Annotated in this window: 3 protein-coding genes; all 3 read left to right on the top strand. The window is 28.3% G+C overall.

Annotation, left to right across the window (positions count from 1 at the left end; all coding sequences use genetic code 11):
* The first annotated feature begins 199 nt into the window (after nucleotides 1-199).
* Nucleotides 200-1,579 (top strand): hypothetical protein, encoded by a 1,380-nt coding sequence (locus SPJ17_RS08410; RefSeq protein ID WP_321094703.1) that lies wholly within the window; start codon nucleotides 200-202, stop codon nucleotides 1,577-1,579.
* Between the two features lie 92 nt (nucleotides 1,580-1,671).
* Nucleotides 1,672-2,238 carry a hypothetical protein gene (locus SPJ17_RS08415; protein WP_321094705.1) on the top strand — a complete coding sequence of 189 codons (567 nt, stop codon included), beginning with the start codon at nucleotides 1,672-1,674 and terminating at the stop codon, nucleotides 2,236-2,238.
* A 346-nt stretch (nucleotides 2,239-2,584) separates the two neighbouring features.
* On the top strand, nucleotides 2,585-2,854 hold the full coding sequence (locus SPJ17_RS08420; protein ID WP_321094708.1) for a hypothetical protein: 270 nt from the start codon (nucleotides 2,585-2,587) through the stop codon (nucleotides 2,852-2,854).
* The last annotated feature ends 206 nt before the right edge of the window (nucleotides 2,855-3,060 follow it).

A 3,060-nucleotide genomic window follows, 5' to 3' on the forward strand; every position in this document is an offset into this window, starting at 1 on the left:
AACCATAAAGGATGTCTATAATTGTTCATTTTTGCAAGTTGGGCATGCATTTGTTATCAAAATGCTATTAGAGGGTGATATAGAGGTTGTAAATGGTGAGGTTATCGATCATATTGGCGCATTAAATATTTAATTCTTTTGGGGGTTCGCGGTTGCGAATCCCCTATTTTTATATATATTAAAAGTAACGGAGGAATTTATGGAATTAGAGATTTTATTAAATAAGAATATGGGGGATACCCTAAATAAGGAAGAATTTGAATTTGTTAACGAAATTAAGAAGTACACTTACGAGTTTATGAATCAGGAGCATGTAGATAATATTGATTATGATATGCTATATGCATATGCAAAGCTTTTAAAAAATGGTATCGTTAAAGATAGTAGAAAAATTATGGATAGTCTATTTCAATCTATTCTTTATTATGGTTTATCTGGTTATGATCCGGATACTTTATTTGATAGGTATCCTATTTTGTTAGAATATGTAGATAAGGTATCTGGTTCTTTGGGTTTAAACCAATTAGTTTCTTTAAGCACCTATTACAAATTGAATCAAAATTACGATAATTTCTTTAAAATTTGTAAGGTGGGAGCGGATTATAAGTTAGAAGGAATTCATGGTGGAATTGATCTTGTAGATTCTTTAATAAGAATAGCTCATTTTAAATATGAATTAGCTTATTGCTATATCTATGGTAAAGGTACTAAAGTCAATTATGCTTCTGCATTTCAATTATTTTTAGAATATAGAAGAGATCATTTAGTTTATAGGAATGGTGCTGATTATTTTACGGAAGAAGATTTATCCTATTTATATAATAAGATGATGGAAGACTATGGATCAGGTAAAAGATACCCGGGCTTATATTATGCACTTGCGGTAATGAATAGAGAGGGTATTGGTACAAATTATAACCCTTTAGAATACAAAAGGTATTCTCTTTATGGGTTAAAGGAATACGATGGTAAAAAGGAATTACTTGGGGAAGAAAAGCAATATTTTTATCTATTAAGTGAATATGTGGAAGATCATACGATTAATAACGAAAATAATGGGGAAGAAATAACGGACCTTTGTACTTTAGATACTATAGAGGTTGGCAAAACAATCGAATTAGGTAAATATGATCATAGATCTATTTTATGGGAGATATTAGATATTAAGAAAGATAAGGTGCTTTTATTAAGTAGATCTGTATTAGATACGAGTTATCCCCTTATAAATCAATCTGATTTCTTAGAAGATTCCTTAGAGTATTTTAAAAGAAATATTTGCTTTAAGGATAATATGAAATATAAGTTAAAATATTTAACAACGAAAGAGGTAAATGAATATTTATCCAAAGAAGAAAAGCTTTGTTTTAGCCGAAAACAAGCGCAAATAAATGGTACTGATGGCATGGGGGTAGGTGTAGATTATACAACCGGCTTTGCCAAATGGTATACCTCTAGTAAAACACGTAAGGATGAGCCCTTTTTCATTTTTGTTGATTATGATGGTGAATATGACCTTTGCTTCCGTGGTGCAGAATATGTTGGTTTAAGACCTGCAATGTGGTTAAAAGTAAAAAGGTGAATATAATATAAAATTGATTAAAAGGGGATTGGTTGCAATCCCTTTTTAATTAGATATATTAAAATCACCAAAATAACTAAGGAGAAAGAAAAATGATTAAAGGTTTTATGACAAAAAAAGCATTACTAGATTATATTAATCCTCTTGGAGATTATGAAAGAAAAGAATTTGCAAAAGAATTAAAGGATAATATTTATTATTTAACAGCAAAATATCAAGAATATAAAGCTGAAATATATAATTCTTTATATACTTCGCTTGATGATATAAAATACTTAATTCTTCACATTGAAGATATAGCTAATGAAGCATTGAAGCCAAAGTCTATAGAAGCACTAGATGTTCATATGGCAGAAACAATTTATAGCAATGAAGACATACTTGCTTTATATAATAAATATTTAGAAATTGTATATAAATCAACTATGTATTTTACTCAGGTATTTTCTATAGCAAGAATGTTTTCCGCTATGGCTTTTAATTGTGGGGACTTCCCTATGGTTATAGGAGTTGTTACAGGTACCTATAATGGAAAACATAATGGATTTGATTTGAAAGAATTAAAAACAAAATTCTTTAATATGTTGTTCGATTTAACGAATAAATATGATGATGAATGGATCAAGCTAAATAGATTTGATCTATACAGATTAAAGTAAATTGTTTCGATGTATTAAACTCGGGATATATAAAAGTAGGAGCCACTCATTGGTGGCTTTTACTAATTCTTGTATGGATTAAATTATTTTAAAAAAGGAGATTAAAAAAATGAAAGATTTTAAAATTGAAGACTATGAAACATTCATAACAAACTATCATAACTTAAGATATGCCCCCATATGAAATTAGGGACAATGAGGAAATAATATTTGATTTTATGACATTAAATTATGGTGCATTAAAATACGCATCAAGTAGATTGAGAAGTGACAACATTTTATTTTAAGATGTTTTAGTCTTCCTGATGGTGGAAATGATGGACTATTAGAATATGTATCCGATGAATTGAAAGATGACAAAGATGTTGTATTAGCTGAACTTGCTACATATAGGTGGGACTATATTGTTCAAGTTGATTATGTTGATTTAAGAAATGTGTCAGAAAGATTAAGACATGATAAAGAGATTGTGCTTGCCGCACTTAAAACAATGACTTTTGAACGAGATATTGATGATTATATTGATGATTTAAATTGGTTGATTCCTGATGAATTAAAAAAAGATGAGGATATCATCAAGCTTATAAAAGAATATGATACTAATTTTGTCTTTTAGATTATTCCATATACGATATGGAAGTCATTTCAATTATTTGCTATAATGAAGATAATAGTTATTCGATTTAAAGGAGATATTTATATGGAAAATAATAAATTAGATACTCTTGCTGAAGAATTATTTAATGAATTAGAGAAGAATAAGGATATCTTTAAAACAAAGATAGTTCTTATTCCCTCTTTAGATATGGAAAAATATTTAAA

Source organism: Anaeroplasma sp. (genome assembly GCF_034179385.1).
GTDB lineage: Bacteria > Bacillota_I > Bacilli_A > Acholeplasmatales > Anaeroplasmataceae > Anaeroplasma.

Bases quoted from the DNA above. Each gene is read 5' to 3' on its own strand.
- SPJ17_RS08410 (WP_321094703.1), top strand. From the start codon at position 200: ATGGAATTAGAGATTTTATTAAATAAGAATATGGGGGATACCCTAAAT.
- SPJ17_RS08415 (WP_321094705.1), top strand. From the start codon at position 1,672: ATGATTAAAGGTTTTATGACAAAAAAAGCATTACTAGATTATATTAAT.